General features: G+C 65.7%; 18 protein-coding genes. 9 read left to right on the forward strand and 9 right to left on the reverse strand.

Annotated features, from left to right (window positions below; all coding sequences use genetic code 11):
* From QGG75_03950 to QGG75_03970, 5 genes are all read left to right on the forward strand, one after another.
* On the forward strand, positions 1 to 226 hold a 226-nt coding region (locus QGG75_03950), incomplete at its 5' end, for a cysteine synthase A (GenBank protein MDP6066394.1).
* A 7-nt stretch (positions 227 to 233) separates the two neighbouring features.
* Positions 234 to 938 carry an alanyl-tRNA editing protein gene (locus QGG75_03955; protein ID MDP6066395.1) on the forward strand — a complete coding sequence of 235 codons (705 nt, stop codon included), beginning with the start codon at positions 234 to 236 and terminating at the stop codon, positions 936 to 938.
* 24 nt (positions 939 to 962) lie between these two features.
* Positions 963 to 1,814 carry a 3-mercaptopyruvate sulfurtransferase gene (gene sseA / locus QGG75_03960; GenBank protein MDP6066396.1) on the forward strand — a complete coding sequence of 284 codons (852 nt, stop codon included), beginning with the start codon at positions 963 to 965 and terminating at the stop codon, positions 1,812 to 1,814.
* Between the two features lie 13 nt (positions 1,815 to 1,827).
* Positions 1,828 to 2,784 (forward strand): GNAT family acetyltransferase, encoded by a 957-nt coding sequence (locus tag QGG75_03965; protein ID MDP6066397.1) that lies wholly within the window; start codon positions 1,828 to 1,830, stop codon positions 2,782 to 2,784.
* An 87-nt stretch (positions 2,785 to 2,871) separates the two neighbouring features.
* A complete protein-coding gene (locus QGG75_03970) occupies positions 2,872 to 3,222 on the forward strand; it encodes a HigA family addiction module antitoxin (protein MDP6066398.1) in 351 nt (116 codons plus the stop codon).
* A gap of 4 nt (positions 3,223 to 3,226) precedes the next feature.
* Here the strand turns inward: QGG75_03970 and QGG75_03975 are convergent, their stop codons facing one another.
* The 5 genes from QGG75_03975 to QGG75_03995 form a co-directional block, all read right to left on the reverse strand.
* Positions 3,227 to 4,429 (reverse strand): crosslink repair DNA glycosylase YcaQ family protein, encoded by a 1,203-nt coding sequence (locus QGG75_03975; protein ID MDP6066399.1) that lies wholly within the window; start codon positions 4,427 to 4,429, stop codon positions 3,227 to 3,229.
* A gap of 7 nt (positions 4,430 to 4,436) precedes the next feature.
* The gene (locus QGG75_03980; protein ID MDP6066400.1) at positions 4,437 to 5,225 is read right to left on the reverse strand and encodes an amino acid ABC transporter ATP-binding protein; all 789 of its coding nucleotides are present in this window, start codon (positions 5,223 to 5,225) and stop codon (positions 4,437 to 4,439) included.
* Positions 5,226 to 5,246: 21 nt separating this feature from the next.
* Entirely contained in the window at positions 5,247 to 6,341 is a 1,095-nt protein-coding gene (locus QGG75_03985) for an amino acid ABC transporter permease (GenBank protein MDP6066401.1), read from the reverse strand.
* A 3-nt stretch (positions 6,342 to 6,344) separates the two neighbouring features.
* The gene (locus QGG75_03990; GenBank protein MDP6066402.1) at positions 6,345 to 7,541 is read right to left on the reverse strand and encodes an amino acid ABC transporter permease; all 1,197 of its coding nucleotides are present in this window, start codon (positions 7,539 to 7,541) and stop codon (positions 6,345 to 6,347) included.
* A 123-nt stretch (positions 7,542 to 7,664) separates the two neighbouring features.
* Positions 7,665 to 8,681, reverse strand: a complete 1,017-nt coding sequence (locus tag QGG75_03995; GenBank protein ID MDP6066403.1) for an amino acid ABC transporter substrate-binding protein — start codon at positions 8,679 to 8,681, stop codon at positions 7,665 to 7,667.
* A 236-nt stretch (positions 8,682 to 8,917) separates the two neighbouring features.
* Here QGG75_03995 and metC point away from each other — a divergent pair, with 236 nt between their 5' ends.
* Positions 8,918 to 10,084, forward strand: coding sequence for a cystathionine beta-lyase (gene metC, locus QGG75_04000; GenBank protein MDP6066404.1), 1,167 nt, complete (start codon positions 8,918 to 8,920; stop codon positions 10,082 to 10,084).
* On the opposite strand, the gene QGG75_04005 is transcribed toward metC, so the two are convergent.
* From QGG75_04005 to QGG75_04015, 3 genes are read right to left on the reverse strand one after another with little or no spacing between them, the layout of a single operon-like run.
* On the reverse strand, positions 10,068 to 10,862 hold the full coding sequence (locus QGG75_04005; GenBank protein ID MDP6066405.1) for an iron chelate uptake ABC transporter family permease subunit: 795 nt from the start codon (positions 10,860 to 10,862) through the stop codon (positions 10,068 to 10,070). The two genes, metC and QGG75_04005, sit on opposite strands and share 17 nt — an antisense overlap.
* On the reverse strand, positions 10,855 to 11,610 hold the full coding sequence (locus QGG75_04010) for a metal ABC transporter ATP-binding protein (GenBank protein MDP6066406.1): 756 nt from the start codon (positions 11,608 to 11,610) through the stop codon (positions 10,855 to 10,857). The genes QGG75_04005 and QGG75_04010 overlap by 8 nt, the downstream gene beginning before the upstream one ends.
* Positions 11,603 to 12,079, reverse strand: coding sequence for a Fur family transcriptional regulator (locus QGG75_04015; protein MDP6066407.1), 477 nt, complete (start codon positions 12,077 to 12,079; stop codon positions 11,603 to 11,605). The genes QGG75_04010 and QGG75_04015 overlap by 8 nt, the downstream gene beginning before the upstream one ends.
* Positions 12,080 to 12,151: 72 nt before the next feature.
* Here QGG75_04015 and QGG75_04020 point away from each other — a divergent pair, with 72 nt between their 5' ends.
* Positions 12,152 to 13,060 (forward strand): zinc ABC transporter substrate-binding protein, encoded by a 909-nt coding sequence (locus tag QGG75_04020; protein MDP6066408.1) that lies wholly within the window; start codon positions 12,152 to 12,154, stop codon positions 13,058 to 13,060.
* A 31-nt stretch (positions 13,061 to 13,091) separates the two neighbouring features.
* Entirely contained in the window at positions 13,092 to 13,490 is a 399-nt protein-coding gene (hisI, locus tag QGG75_04025) for a phosphoribosyl-AMP cyclohydrolase (GenBank protein ID MDP6066409.1), read from the forward strand.
* A 3-nt stretch (positions 13,491 to 13,493) separates the two neighbouring features.
* On the opposite strand, the gene QGG75_04030 is transcribed toward hisI, so the two are convergent.
* Positions 13,494 to 14,354 carry a LysR family transcriptional regulator gene (locus QGG75_04030; GenBank protein ID MDP6066410.1) on the reverse strand — a complete coding sequence of 287 codons (861 nt, stop codon included), beginning with the start codon at positions 14,352 to 14,354 and terminating at the stop codon, positions 13,494 to 13,496.
* 248 nt (positions 14,355 to 14,602) lie between these two features.
* On the opposite strand from QGG75_04030, the gene QGG75_04035 reads away from it, so the two are divergent.
* The gene (locus QGG75_04035) at positions 14,603 to 15,079 is read left to right on the forward strand and encodes a thioesterase family protein (protein MDP6066411.1); all 477 of its coding nucleotides are present in this window, start codon (positions 14,603 to 14,605) and stop codon (positions 15,077 to 15,079) included.
* Positions 15,080 to 15,092: the final 13 nt, after the last annotated feature.

A 15,092-nucleotide genomic window follows, 5' to 3' on the forward strand; every position in this document is an offset into this window, starting at 1 on the left:
GCTGCCCTATGTCTTCGACATCCTGCTTCAGGAAGGGCTCTGCCTGGGCGGCTCGTCGGGCATCAACATCTGCGGCGCCCACCGGCTGGCCCGCGAGATGGGCCCGGGCCACACCATCGTCACCATCCTGGCCGATTCCGGTACGCGCTATCAAAGCCGGCTCTTCAACGCCGACTTCCTGCGCCAGAACGATCTCCCGGTTCCCGAATACCTAGTACCTACTTGAGGCAGCCATGGAAATCCTCTTTCGCGACGACGCTTACGCCCGCTCCTGCGAAGCCACGGTCACGGCCGTCGACGAGCGCGGCATCCAGCTCGACCGCACGGTCTTTTATCCCACCGGCGGCGGTCAGCCCGGCGACTGCGGCAACTTGCGCAGCCCCGAGGGTGACGTCGAAATCGTCAACGCCGTAAAGGGCGACGGCCCCGACGGCGTCATCCACGTGCCGGCCGAGGGCGCTGCACCGCCGGCCGTGGGCAACACGGTGACGGCCGAACTGGACTGGGAGCGGCGGCACAGATTGATGCGCATGCACACCTGCATGCACCTGCTTTCGGCGGTGCTCAGCTATCCCGTTACCGGTGGTCAGGTAAGCGACGGCAAGGGCCGTCTCGATTTCGACATCCCCGAAGCCGTGCTCGACAAGGAGGAGATCGCGGCTGAGCTCAACAAGCTGATTTCCGCCGACCACGCCGTCACTGCCGAATGGATCAGCGATGCCGAATTGGCGGCCCAGCCTGAACTGGTCAAGACCATGTCGGTTAAGCCGCCGACGGGCGCCGGCCAGGTGCGCCTGATCCGCATCGGCGATCTCGACTTGCAGCCCTGCGGCGGCACCCATATCGCCCGCAGCGGTGAGATCGGCCCCGTCGTGGTACGCAAGATCCAAAAGAAAGGCCGCCTCAACCGCCGTGTCTCGCTGGCTTTCGCCGACTGATTTCTCGTAAAGGATTCGCTTTTGATGTCTTACGTGCACCCCGAAGTGCTGGTCTCGACCGATTGGTTGACTCAGCACCTGCAAGCTCCCGATGTACGCGTCGTCGACGCCTCCTGGTATTTGCCGCAGGAGGGCCGCGACGCCCGTATCGAATACGAAATCGGGCACATTCCGGGGGCCGTCTTCTTCGACATCGACGAGATTGCCGATAGCGATAACCCGCTGCCCCACATGGTGCCCAGCGCCGAGAAATTCACCAGCCGGGTGCGCAAGATGGGGCTGGGCGACGGCAACTGCATCGTCGTCTACGACGGCGGCCTGATGGCTTCGGCAGCCCGGGTGTGGTGGATGTTCCGCCTCTTCGGCCACGACGACGTGGCGGTGCTGGACGGCGGCCTGGGCAAGTGGCGGGCCGAGGAGCGGCCGCTGGAAGACCTGCCGCCGGTGCCCCGCAACCGCCACTTCACGGCGCGGCTGAACTCGACGCTGGTGCGCGACTTGGTTCACGTGCGGCGCCTGCTCGATACGAACAGCGAGCAGGTGCTCGATGCCCGTTCGGCGGGCCGCTTCGAAGGCACGGCGCCGGAGCCCCGCGAGGGCCTGCCCTCGGGCCACATGCCGGGCAGCCTCAACCTGCCCTTTACCGAGCTTCTCGACGACATGCAAAAGACCATGTTGCCGGCCGAGGAACTGCGCCAAGCCTTCGCCAAGGCCGGCGTGAATTTGCACAAACCGGTTACCACGACCTGCAGCTCGGGCGTCACGGCGGCCCTTCTGGCCCTTGGATTGCACCTTTTGGGCCATCGCCAGGTGGCGGTCTACGACGGCTCCTGGAGCGAATGGGCGAGCCGCGACGACACCCCCATCGAGCCCTGAGCACGGGCCGGCCATGATCATCCGGGATCTAAGGCCCGAAGACGGCGAGGCCATAGTCGAGTTGTGGCGGGCCTGCGGCCTTTTGCACCCGCTCAACGACCCCCATGACGACATCGCGATGTGTCAGCAAAGCGGCCACGGTGCACTGCTGATCGGCGAGGACGAGGGCTTGCTTATCGCCACCTGCATGGTCGGCCATGACGGCCACCGCGGCTGGGTCTACTATTTGGCGGTGCGGCCGGACCGCCAGGGTGGGGGCTTGGGCCGCCAGATGGTCGAAGCGGCCGAACTTTGGCTGACTGAGCGCGGCCTGCCCAAGGTGCAGTTGATGATCCGCGAATCGAACGCCGACGTGCGCGAGTTCTACCGTCGCGTCGGCTACCAGATTGAGCCCCGCGTCATCATGTCGCGCCGCCTCGACGGCAAGACCGCGGCCCTGGTCACGGCCGACCAGGCCGATCTCATCGAGACCACCGTCACCTACCTGCAAATGCAGGCCCAGCCCGAAGGCCCGGCCCTGCCGCCGCCGCCCGGCATTGCCGCGCTGTTGCGCGCCGACCGACCCAGTCTCGACTTTTACCGTTACCTTTATGACGCCGTCGGCCGCGACTGGCTCTGGCTTGACCGAAAGCGCCTGAATGACGAGGAACTGGGCGCCATCATCGGAGATCCGTTGGACGAGATCTACGTACTCTATGTGGGCGGCGTACCGGCCGGCTACGCCGAGCTCGACCGGCGCAGCCCGCCCGACATTGAGCTCGCCTATTTCGGTCTGATCCCCGGCTTCATGGGCCGCGGCCTGGGCCGCTTCCTGCTCGACAGCGCCATCCGCCAGGCCTGGAGCTACGCTCCGGCGCGGCTTTGGGTCCACACCTGCACGCTGGACCACCCCAATGCGCTGCCGCTCTACCAAAAGGCGGGGTTCCAGGTTTACAAGCGCGAAACCGGCTTCATGGATCCGAATGTTTAGGTTTTGGCTGTGATTTGATTTTCGTACCGATAAACGGTACGTAGAACGGATGATTCAGTGCTCCGCCAAGCACCACTGAGGAATATCATGACCATCGAGCGCGCCGATCTGGATAGCGGAAAGGTTGATTTCACAGATGTTGCAACGGGGCGGCGACTGCCTCTGGTTCATCCCGGCGAAATCTTGCGGGCGGACTTTCTCGGGCCGCTGGAGATGAGCGTCTATGCCCTGGCCAAGGCGCTGAAAGTGACGCGCTCGCGAATCAACGACATCGCCCGCGGCCGGCGCGGCATAAGCGCCGACACGGCCCTTCGGCTGAGCCGCTATTTCGGCACCACGGCGCAATTCTGGATCAACCTGCAAAGCCACTACGATCTCGAGGTGGCGCAGCAGAACCTGAAACAGATCGAGGCCGAGGTAACGCCCCGGGCGGCCTGACCGCTCAGCCCTCGCCTTTCACGAACCCGTCGGTCCAGGTCACGCTGCCGAGGCCGGCGAAACGGCGCCAGCGCTCGAGCTCGGCTTCGAGGCGGCGTTGGCGTCCCCGACCGAAACGGATTCCGGGCTCGAGCCAGAGCGCCCTGACGGCCAGGGCGTCGGCCTGGCGCTGGGCCACGAGGTCGATGCGGCCGACCAGGCGCTCGCCTTCCAAGAGGGGAAAGACGTAGTAGCCGTACCGGCGCTCGGCCTCGGGCACGAAGATTTCGATGCGGTAGTCGAAGCCGAAGACCCGGGCCAGACGGCGGCGGTCGCGCAGCACCGGATCGAACGGGTTGAGGAGCCTGAGCCGGCGCGGCGGATCGGGAACCTTGGCCAGCAGTTCGGCAATACCGGCCGGGGCGAAGAGCGACTGCAGCGATCCATCGACGCCTTCGAGCTGGACGACTTCCGCCCTCCCCTCGGCCACCGCTGCCCGGCACCAAGCCTTGGTCTCGGCGGCGCTGAGACCGCCCCAGAAGCCGGCCATCTGGCCCGGCGTAGCCAAGCCCAGGCGTTCAAGAGCGGCGGCACAGGCCCAGTCGACGGTGGCCTGGGCGCCGGGCTCGGCGTTTCGCAAATGCTCGGGGATGACGCGTTCGGCGAGGTCGTAAACTTTCTGGAAGCCCTCGCGCCGGGTGATGGCAAGCTCGCCGGTGCGCCAGAGGTATTCCAGCGCCGTCTTGCCGCCGTGCCAGTCCCAGAAGGCGCCACCTGCCCGCCGCACCCGGGTATGCGCGAAGTCGCGGGCCATGACCTCGCCGTCCTGGCGCACGCGTTCGCGCACGTCGTCCAAGAGCGCCTCGTACTGGCGCCCGCGCCAGCGCCGCCAGCGCTTGGCCAGGGCCGCCGCCTGTTCGCGAAAACGCCGCCGCCAATAGGGATAGAAGGCCATGGGAATGACGGCGGCATCGTGGGTCCAGTTCTCGAAGATCAGGCGGTCCGTTTGCAGGCGATGGAGCGCCGCCGGGCGGTAGCCGGAATCGCGGCTTCGCAGGATCATGTGGTGGGCCCGGGCCAAGCGGTCGATGGAATCGAGCTGCACGTAGCCCAGGCGCTCGATCAGGGCCAGCAGCTCGGCCTGCGAACGCCGGCCTGGCGCCTCGCCCAGGCCCTGTAGAAAGAGAATCAGCCGCCGAGCCTGGGCGGCCGTGACAGTCAGGCTCAAAACCGCCTTAATGCTGCAGGATCTGGCTGAGGAAGATCTTGGTGCGATCGCTCTGGGGGTTGTTGAAGAACTCGTCGGGCTCGTTCTGCTCGATGATCTCGCCCCCGTCCATGAAGATCACGCGGTTGGCCACGGTCTTGGCGAAGCCCATCTCGTGGGTCACCACGATCATGGTCATGCCCGATTCGGCGAGGTCGACCATGACGTCGAGCACCTCCTTGATCATCTCGGGATCGAGCGCCGAGGTCGGCTCGTCGAAGAGCATGATCTTGGGGTTCATACAGAGCGACCTGGCGATCGCCACGCGCTGCTGCTGGCCGCCCGAAAGCTGGCCCGGGTACTTTTCCGCCTGTTCCGGGATCTTGACGCGCTCGAGATACTTGCGAGCGGCTGCCTCGGCCTCCTCCTTGGGCAGCTTGCGCACCCAGATGGGCGCCAGGGCGAGGTTATCGAGCACGGTCAGGTGGGGAAAGAGGTTGAAGTGCTGGAACACCATGCCGACCTCGCGGCGGATCTCGTCGACTTTCTTGACGTCGTTGGTCAGCTCGGTGCCCTCGACGATGACCTGCCCCTTTTGATGCTCCTCCAACCGGTTGATGCAACGGATCAAGGTCGATTTGCCGGAGCCGGACGGACCGCAGATAACGATCCGCTCGCCCTTGTTGACGGTCAGATCGATATTCTTCAGCACATGGAATTCGCCGTACCACTTGTTCATGCCGACGATCTGGATCATGACCTCGTCGGAGACGGTCATTTGCGCGCGGTTTGTCGCCAGTTCCGTCGCGTCAGCCATGATTGCGAGCTCCCGTTTCCATCAATGCCCGGTGTGAAGCTTGTGCTCCAGATAGACGCTGTAGCGCGACATCCCGAAGCAGAAGACCCAGAAGGTGGCGCCGGCGAAGAAGTAGCCCTCGTTGGCAAGCCCGAGCCACTTGCCGTCGGTGACCGCCAACTGGGTGATGTTCAACAAATCGTACAAGCCGATGATCAGCACCAGCGTGGTGTCCTTGAAAAGGCCGATGAAGCTCGACACGATGTTCGGGATCGAGATCTTCAGCGCCTGCGGCAGGATGATCAGGCCCATCATCTTCCAATAGTTCAAGCCGAGCGCCTGGGCGCCTTCGTACTGGCCCCTGGGGATCGCCTGCAGGCCAGCCCGCACCACCTCCGCCATATAGGCCGCGGAGAACAGCGAAACGCCGATCAGAACGCGGACCAGCAAGTTGAAGTTGGTGCCGGGCGGCAGGAACAGCGGCAGCATGATCGCGGCCATGAACAGGATGGTGATCAGCGGCACGGCACGGATGAACTCGATGAAGCCGACGCACAACATGCGGATCACCGGCATGTCGGAACGCCGCCCGAGCGCCAGCACGATACCGATCGGCAGCGACGTCGAGATGCCGACGCCGGAGACCACCAGGGTCAGATAGAGCCCGCCCCACTTGTTGGTCTCGACCTCGACCAGACCGAAATAGCCGCCGGCAAACAGGAAAAAGGCGACGAACGGATAGCCGAGGCATAGGAACAGCGTCACGTATTTCTTCCACGGCGTACCTTCCGCCAGCACCCAGAACAGCGCGGCAAAGCCGAGAAAGATGCCGAGATTGACGCGCCAGCGCTCTTCCGCCGGGTAGAAGCCGTAGAGGAATTGTTGCCAGCGGTGGGTTACCAAGACCCAGCAGGCGCCGCCGCCGGTGCAGTCGTCCTTGCTGGAGCCGAGCACGTTGGAATCGATGATCGCCCAAGTGATCACCGGCGGGACCACCAGGTAGATCAAATAGATCGCCAGCACCGAGAGCACGCTGTTGTACCAGTTCGAGAACAGGTTGTGCTTGAGCCAGCCGAGCACTCCGATTTCTGAAGTCGGCGGCGGCAGCGACGGCGCGGGGGTGTGAACGACGGTCATCGGCTAGCGCTCCACCAGCGCGATGCGCCTGTTATACCAGTTCATGAAGGCCGAGATCAGCAGGCTGATGGTGAAATAGACGGCCATGGTCAGCACGATGCATTCGACCGCCTGACCGGTCTGGTTGAGCACCGTGCCGGCAAAGATGTGAACTAGGTCGGGATAGGCGATCGCCGGCGCCAGCGAGGAATTCTTGGTCAGGTTGAGGTATTGGCTGGTCAGCGGCGGCAGGATTACCCGCAACGCCTGGGGAAAGACCACCAGCCTGAGCGTCGGGCCTGGCCGCAGCCCAAGCGAATAGGACGCTTCGGTCTGGCCGCGGCTGACCGCCTGGATACCGGCGCGCACCGCTTCGGCGATAAAGGCGGCGGTGTAGACGGTCAGCGCCAGGGCCAGTGCCATGAGTTCGGGCAGGATCACCATGCCGCCGCGGAAGTTGAAGCCCTTCAGCTCGGGGTAGTCGAACGAAACCGGCAACCCGGTCACCAGCGCCGCCAATACCGGCAACCCGACAATCAGGGCGACCGAGGCTTGGAACAGCGGAAACTGCTGGCCGGTAAGATCCTGCCGCCGGTGGGCCCATTTGGTCATCCCGATGGTCGCCAGGATGCCGACGATCAGCGCCGCCAGGATCCATTCGGCACCGGACTCGAAGATCGGGCGCGGGAGGTATATGCCGCGCAAATTGATGAATATGGCGTCGCCAAAATTAACGCTCTGGCGCAGGCTCGGCAACTGCTGAAAGACGCCATACCAGAACAGTATCTGTAGCAAAAGCGGGATGTTGCGCACGACCTCGACATAAACGGTGGCCAGTTTGGCGACCAACCAGTTCGACGAGAGTCGCGCCACGCCCATGGTGACGCCGAGGATGGTTGCCAGGACGACGCCGATTGCCGAGACGAAGAGGGTGTTGACTATGCCGACAATGTAGGCCCGCCCGTAGGTCGACGCCTCCGAATATTCGATCAGCGTGAACAGCACCCCGAAGCCGGTGGGGTGCTCGAGGAACCTGAAACCCGAGGCAATACCGCGCTGCTCGAGATTGGTAACCGTATTGTAGGCGAGGTAACCGATTCCAGCGGCCAGCAATATCAGCGTCAAGGCCTGGTAGAACAGCGACCGTATCTTGGCATCACGCCAAAGCGGTGCCCGCGCCGGCGTGGTGCCAGCCGCAATCAGTTGTTCGTCCGCAGCCATTTCCCGTTTCCCCAGGGCCGGCCCCGCGCGCGCCCTTTCATCAAGGTCCTACGCGGATTTCAGGCGGCGGCATGCCCGGCGAGAACGCCGGACATGCCAATTTGCCATCCGAGACTTAGTATCCTACCGGAACGGCGGGGCGTACAGGATGCCGCCCTTGGTCCACAACTGATTGAGTCCGCGCGGCAGGCCGAGCGGGGTGTTGGTGCCGACGTTGCGGGCGTAGGATTCGCCGTAGTTGCCCACCATCTTGATGATGTTGTAGGCCCAATCGTTGGGCAGGCCGAGACGCGCGCCGTATTCGCCCTCGACGCCGAGCAGGCGCTTGATCTCGGGGTTCTTCGAAGACCCCTTGAGCTGGTCGACGTTCTTCGATGTAACGCCAATCTCCTCGGCGATGATCATGACGTTGAGGCTCCAGCGCACCACGTCGCCCCATTGGTTGTCGCCGTGACGCACCACCGGGCCCAGGGGCTCCTTGGAGATGATGGTCGGCAGAATCATGTGCGCGTCTGGTTTGGCCAGGGTCGACTTCTGCGCCGCCAGGCCCGAGGAGTCCGTGGTCCAGACGTCGCAGCGTCCCGCCTCGTAGGCCGGCCGTACTTCGTCGGGCTTCTCGTACACCACCGGCGTGTATTTCATGTTGTTGGAGCGGAAGTAGTCGCCCAGGTTGAGCTCGGTGGTGGTTCCCGTGACCACGCAGACGCTGGCGCCGTCCAGGCCCAAGCCGTTCTTGACCCCAAGGTCCTTGCGCACCATGAAACCCTGACCGTCATAGTAGTTGACGCCGGTGAACTCGAAGCCGAGCTTGACGTCACGATCGAAGGTCCAGGTCGTGGTCCGCGACAAAAGGTCGATCTCGCCCGACTGGAGCTGCGGGAAACGGGTCTTGGCGGTGCTGGTGGAGAATTTTACCTTTTGCGGGTCGCCGAAGATGCCGGCCGCCAGGGCCCGGCAAACGTCAACGTCCAGACCGGACCATTCGCCCTTGTCGTTGGGCGACTCGAAGCCGGGCAGACCGGTGCCGACGCCGCACAGCACATGCCCCCTCGCCTTGATGTCGTCCAGCGTGCCGGCCGAAGCGGTGCCCGCGAGCAAAGCCGCCGTGGCGGCGACAACGAGAATTTTCCATGTTTTCATGATCGCAAAACCTTCCCTATTAAATTTCGGTCGGTTACTCACCGGCCTTGTCATAACTTTGCTTTGGCCACGCAACCGGGACTGCACCAAGTCGCGCACCGTTAGGATAGCACCTTGTCCAATGTCATGGCGCTTGGCAAGGCCGGAATCGGCCGGCTGGCGCGCGCCCTGGCATCGGCTGCCGAGCTTTGACATGATGCCCGCCGTCGCCCCGAGCCCAACCAGCGGACGCCAACATGAAAAAAGACACCACCATCACCCACGCCGGGCTGCATTCGCTGGACAATCACGGCGTCGTCAATCCGCCGATCTATCGCGCCTCGACGATACTGTTCCCCACCGTTGAAGCCTTTGCCGCGCCCGACAAGCCGCTCAAAGGCGGCACCTTCTACGGCCGCTTCGGCACGCCCACCCAGGAATCGCTGCGCGAGGCGCTGCTGGCCCTGGAGGGTGGCCACGACTGCCTGTTGGCGTCGTCGGGCATGGCCGCCATCACGGCGGCGGTGCTGTCGCGGGTGGGCGCCGGCGACCACGTCTTGTTGCCCGATTCGGTCTATGGCCCGACGCGGGGATTTTGCCAGCGTTTCCTGAAGCGCTTCAATGTCGAGGCGACTTATTACGATCCCACCATCGGGGCCGAAGTCGCCGGCCTGATGCGACCCGAAACGAAAGTCGTGTTCGTCGAGGCGCCGGGCTCCTACACCTTCGAAATGCAGGACATTCCGGCCATCGCCGAGGCCGCCCACGATGGCGGCGCGACCGTCATCATGGACAACACCTGGGCCACGCCGGTCTTTTTCCGGCCGCTCGATTTTGGCGTCGACATCTCGGTGCAGGCCTTGACCAAGTACGTGGTCGGCCATTCCGACGTCATGCTAGGCAGCGCCGTGGCCAACGAGGAACATTGGCCCGAGCTTTTCGACGTCTATTGGAAGCTCGGCTATTCGGTCAGTCCCGACGACTGCTGGCTGGCGCTGCGCGGCCTGCGTACCCTGTCGGTGCGGCTGGCCCGGCACCAGGAGACGGCGCTGGCGCTGGCGCGCTGGCTGGCGGCCCGGCCCGAGGTGGAGCGTGTGCTGCATCCGGGGCTGCCCGAGGATCCCGGCCACGCCATCTGGCGACGTGATTTCTCGGGCTCCAGCGGGCTCTTTGGCCTGGTGCTGAAGCCGGTCTCGGCCGAGGCCCAGGCCGCCATGCTCGACCACATGCAGCACTTCGGCCTGGGCTATTCCTGGGGCGGCTTCGAGAGCCTGCTGGTGCCCACCAACATCGGCAAGCTGCGCACGGCCACGGAATGGCCGGCGCACGGCCGCACCTGGCGGCTGCACGCCGGGCTCGAGGACCCGGACGATCTGATCGCCGACCTGGAGGCCGGATTCGAAAGGCTCAACGCCACGGCCTGAGTGCAGGCGCCAGCTGCGATACGACGAACACCGCCACCGCCACCAGTACCATCGAAGGGCCGGCCGGGGTGTCCCAGGCCAGCGAGAGTGCCAGACCGCCGGCCACCGAAGCGGCCCCCACGGCGGCCGCCAGCAGCGCCATCTGCTCGGGCGTTGCGGCAAAGCGCCGGGCCGCCGCGGCCGGCACGATAAGCAGCGAGACGATCAGCAGAATTCCCACCACGCGCATGCCGCTGGCGATCACCAGGGCCATGACCACCATGAACAAGAGCCGCGTCCGGGCCACCGCCACGCCCTCGACGGCGGCCAGTTCCTCATGTACCGTCAGCGCCAATAGCTGGCGCCAGATCAGCCCCAACAGGCCCAGCGCCAGACCGCCGCCGGCGGCGATCCAGGCCACGTCGCTCCAACTCACCGCCAGGATGTCACCGAAAAGATAACCCAGCAGGTCGACCCGCATGCCCTCGATCAAGGCCACCGCCACCAGACCAAGCGCCAGGGCGCCATGGGCCATGATGCCGAGCAGCGTGTCGCTGGCCAGGCGCCGCTGGCCCTCCAGCGCCGCCGCCAGCAGGGCCACCAGCAGGCAGACCACGGCGACACCGACGGCGGCATTGAGATCCAAGAGAATGCCCAGCGCCACGCCGGGCAGCGCCGCGTGGGCCAGGGCGGCGCCGAAATAGGCCTGGCGGCGCCAGACCACGAAACAACCCAGCGGCCCCGTCACCAGCGCCACGCCCAGCCCGGCCGCCAGGGCGCGCAGCAGGAAATCATCCATCGGCAGGCCCCCTGCCCTCCCCGACCACGTCGCCGTGACTGTCGTGGCTGTGGTCGTGATGGTGGGCGTAGACGGCCAGGCTTTCGGCCGGACTGCCAAACAGCGCCAGGTATTCGGGATGGCGCTGCACCGCCTCGGGATGGCCCATGCAGCAGACGTGGCGGTTGAGGCAAACCACGCGATCGGTGGCCGCCATCACCAGGTGGAGATCGTGGCTGACCATCAATACGCCCAGGCCGCGGCTTTGGCGCAAACGCCCGATGAGGTCGTAGATCTCGCTCTGGCCGGTGACGTCAACGCCCTGCACGGGCTCGTCGAGCACCAAAAGGTCGGGCTGGCGCAGCAGCGCCCGAGCCAGCAGCACGCGGCGCAACTCGCCGCCGGAGAGTTCGTCGAGCTGCCTTTCGATCAGCAGCGGCACACCGACCTCGTCCATGATGTCACGGCGGGCACCCGGCGGGTAACTCAGGCCCAGCGACAGAAACCGACGCACGGTAAGCGGCAATACCGGATCGACGGCGAAGTGCTGGGGCAGGTAACCGATGGTCAGGCCGGGCCGGCGCTCGACGCTGCCACTGTCCGCCCGGGCCAGCCCCACCAGCAAGCGCACAAGACTGGTCTTGCCGGCCCCGTTGGGCCCCACCACGGTGACGATTTCGCTCTCCTCGACGCTGAGATCGACGTTCTCGAGTATGGGCTCGACCAGCGCCAAACTGACCCCTCGCGCCGCCACCAGCACTTTAGACACTAGCCGGCTCCCGGCACGAGGCGCAGGTGCCCCGCACCTCGACGGTCTGGCCCGAGACAGCAAAGTCATGCTCGGCGGCCGCCGCATCGATGGTTCGCAGCAGGCCGGTGATCTCGACCTCGGCGGCCTCGCCGCAGCGTTCGCAAATCAGGTACTGCGCCCGGTGCCCCTCGTCGGGACGGGGGCAGCCGATATAGGCGTTGAGGGATTCCAGCCGGTGCACCAGACCCTGGGCGATAAGAAAATCGAGCGCCCGATAGACCGTCGGCGGCGCCGCCGGGCGGCCGTCGTGGCGCAACCGGTCGAGTATCTGGTAGGCACCCACCGGTGCATGACCGCCCCAGACCAGTTCCAGCACCCGGCGCCGGAGCGGCGTAAAGCGGGCGCCGCGGCGGCGGCAGAGCTCGGCCGCCGCGGCCAGCGCCGTGTCGATACAAAGGTCATGATCGTGGTCGTGGCCGGCTGCCATCCCGTCGCTCACCATGCCCTCCCGCCAAGTCTCCGACTGGTCAACTATGTAATGTTATAGTATATCGTTCCGATGAGCAATCGCCGCACCTTGATCGCCGCCTGGCTGCTGATCTCTGCCGCCCTGTCCGCCCTGGTCGGGGCGGCCGGGACGGTCGGGGGGGCCCGGGCCGCCGAGCCGCTGGTCGTCGCCAGCATCCGGCCCGTGCATTCGCTGGTTGCCATGGTGATGGCCGAAGGCCAGCCGGTGCTGCTCTATTCCGGCGCCGAATCGCCCCACGAGGCAGCGCTCAGACCCTCCCAGGCACGCACGCTGCAGGCGGCGGACCTGATCGTGCGCGTCGCTGCCGATTTCGAAACGGCGCTGCGCCGGCCCTTGCGGGCCATGGCCGCGGGCGGCACCATCCTGACGCTCAGCCAAGTGCCGGGAATCATCCGCCTGCCCCGCCGCGGCGCTGGCGGCACGGACCCCCATATCTGGCTCGACGCCCGCAACGCCGCCGCCATGGTGCGGGCCATCGCCGACGCCCTGGTCGCCCTGGATCCACAAAACGCCCGGAACGCCGAGGCCATTGGCGCCCGGGCCGAGAGGGCAGCCGCCGTGCTCGGCCGCCTGGACGCCGAGATCGCCGGCCGCCTGGCCGCCAAGCGGCCCTTCGTGGCCAGCCACGACGCCTTCCAGTACCTCGAGGCGCGCTATGGGCTGCGCACCATAGGAGCGCTGGCGGGCGCCGACGGTGCCCGGCTGGGGGCTCGGGGCAACTTGGCGCTGCGCCGGCGCGCCGGCGCCGCCAGGATCACTTGCCTGCTCAGCGACGGACCTCGCCCGGGCCGGCCGGCCCGGGCGCTGGCCGCCGACCTGGGCGCCCGCCTGGCCAGCTTCGACGTGCTCGGCTCGAGCCTCGAGCCGGGGCCCGGGCTTTACCCGAAGCTCATGCGCCAGGGTGTGGCGGCCCTGACGGCCTGCCTCGGCGCACCGTGACCACAGCCGCGGGCTGGGCTATGTTCTCGCTATGAGCACTGACATTTCGCTGAAAGCCGCTCTCGACGCCGTCTCCTTCGACGACCAGGGCCTGCTGCCGGCCATCGCCCAGCAGCACGACAGCGGCGAGGTCTTGATGATGGCCTGGATGAACCGCGCTGCCCTGGAGCAGACCATCACCAGCGGCCGGGTGCACTACTGGTCGCGCTCGCGGCAGCGTCTCTGGGCCAAGGGCGAGAGCTCAGGCCAGGTGCAAGCGCTGGTCGAAGCCCGCCTCGACTGCGACGGCGACACGCTGTTGCTGCTGGTCGATCAGACCGGCGTGGCCTGCCACACCGGCCGGCGAAACTGTTTCTTCCGGGCGCTGAGGGAGGGCGGGCTGGAGACCATCGCCGAGGTCGAAGTCGATCCGGACGAGCTATACAGCTAACCCTCAGCGCTCCTTCTCCATGGCCGCCACGTCGATCAGGCCGCGCACCGCCAGTGCCACCAGATCCTCGTCCGGCGGCTGGGTGGGATAGACCAGGTAGGCCGGACGCTGGAAGACCGGCGCCTTGGCCACGCGGAAGAGGCGGCGTTCGGCGAGATAAGGCCGCACCACGCGCAGCGGGAAGTAGCCGCTGCCGCCGTTTACCAGAATGTATTGCAGGCCGATGGCGCCCAGCCCGACGCTGACCGCCGACGATGAGGCGTGGGGAAAGGATTCGCTGTGGGCGCTGTGGAATTCGGGGCCCCAGTCGACGAAGACGTAATCCTCCGGCCAGCCGGCCGCCAGCTTGCGCCGCTGGGTCGAGACCAGCACCAGACGTTCTTCCAGCAGCTTGCGGATCTCCAGCCCCGGCGTGGCGCGTGGCGAATACATCACGGCCACGTCCAAGAGGCCGTCCGAGAGCTGGCGCATCAAGCTTTCCGAATAGTCGCTTTGCAGCCTGAGCGCCACGTCCGGCGCCTGGGCCCGCATCCAGGGCAGCCAATGCGCGATCAGGCGCTCCCACAAGCTGACCTGGGTGCCCACGCCGAGCATGCCCTGGAAACCCTCGGGCAGCGAGACGATCTGCCGGCCCTGCTCCCAGGCCCGCAACATGGTAACGGCGTGGCGATGGAAATGATGGCCCGCCGCCGTCATCTCGACGCCGTTGCGGCCACGCAGGAAAACGGGCTGGTCGAGACGTTCCTCGAGCGCCTTGATGCGGGCCGAGACGGTCGACTGGGTGACGTTGAGGTGGTCGGCGGCGACGTTGAAATTGCCCGTCGTGGCGATTTCGAGGAAGGTCCGGATGTGTTCGATGTTCATGGCGTAGTGCCTTGCTCCAGCACACAAGATGTTGATCTTCGATCGAATGATTCGATCATAGTCATCAAAAAATTTCAATTTTCAAATTTAATCGGTTGCGAGACAGTAAGCCTGTACAAGGCCCGCGTGGGAAACAGTCATGCTTTCTGTGGTCATGCAGTCTGGCGGCGAAGCTCAGGTTGTCGGTGGGGCTCGGGGCGCCTATGGTTTCGCCGACCCGCCCGGCCAGACAAAATCCCTAACCCACCATGACCGAAAACGCCCCGCTCGCGCTTTACCAGGACCACGTCCAGAGCGACTGGATCGACTACAACGGCCACATGAGCGAGGGTTACTACGCCATCGCCTTCGGCAATGCCACCGACAAGCTGATGGACCGCATCGGCATGGATGCACCCTTTCGCGCCCGCGTGCGCTTCACCATCTACACCATGGAAACGCACATCTCTTACCTGCTGGAGATGGCCGAAGGCGAGCCGCTCAGCGTCACCACGCAGATGCTGGAATACGACGAGAAGCGTATGCGCATTTTCCACGCCATGGAGCGCCAGGGCGCCATCGTCACGGCCACCCAGGAGGCGGTGCTGCTGAATGTCGACATGCAGGGGCCAAAGGCGGTGCCGTTCGATGCGCAGGTGATGGCGCGCATCAAGGCCATCGGCCGGGCCCACGCCGGGCTCCCTTGGCACCCCCAGGCGGGCCGCGCCATCGCGCTCAAACCCTGAAGCGCCGCCGCCC

The sequence above is a fragment of the Alphaproteobacteria bacterium genome (assembly GCA_030740435.1).
GTDB lineage: Bacteria > Pseudomonadota > Alphaproteobacteria > UBA2966 > UBA2966.